The sequence below is a fragment of the Spiroplasma sp. ChiS genome, from assembly GCF_002968355.1.
Lineage (GTDB): Bacteria > Bacillota_I > Bacilli_A > Mycoplasmatales > Mycoplasmataceae > Spiroplasma > Spiroplasma citri.
On the sequence record NZ_PUUH01000263.1, the window covers coordinates 1 to 678 of the forward strand.

At 24.8% G+C, this 678-nt stretch carries 1 protein-coding gene; it reads right to left on the minus strand.

Going from position 1 to position 678, the window contains the following annotated elements; all coding sequences use genetic code 4:
• Positions 1–4: 4 nt before the first annotated feature.
• On the minus strand, positions 5–678 hold a 674-nt coding region (locus C6B38_RS10295), incomplete at its 5' end, for a hypothetical protein (RefSeq protein ID WP_162475924.1).

Genomic DNA, 678 nt, shown 5'->3' on the forward strand with positions numbered 1-678 from the left:
GTTATTAGATAATTTTGTTATTTGTTATTTGTAATAAGAATTTAATTATTACTCTATTTTGATAGGCAAAATAGGTATTTGGATAATCTCCACTTGGTAAACCATTAGTTTTACCAGTCTTAAATGTTTGAATATCATTAGTTATTTTTTTTGTTTCTATTGTAAAAGTATTTGGAAAATTAACTTTATCCTTTTGTTCTAAACCTGATTTTTGTAAAGTTATATTAGACAATAAACCCAAATTATAATYACAACCGTTATCACCTGCAGATAAATTAGCATTTCTATCTTTAATAAATCGTTCTATATCAGGTTTAACACATCTAACTTGTAAATTACCTAAATTACTTATTTCTATTGTTTTATAGGAACTAATAAATTTTTCAATACTTTGAATTGTGGGGTCAATTTGTTTTAAATCAATTTCAGTTTCATAATAACCATTATATTCATTAGTATTATCAAATATATTAACATAATAACTAGGTGTGTTTTTTGCTTTACATTGTGCTGGTGCTGTTATTTTAGTTTTTAATGGTATTTGTGTATTAGCACGTCATATATCTTTGGTATAAACTTTATAGTTATATGGTGCTGGTGGAAGAACATACTGAGGGTAATTAAAGGTTGGTATTTCATAATCATGTGGTAGTAAGAAACTAGTTTTATAATTAGTTG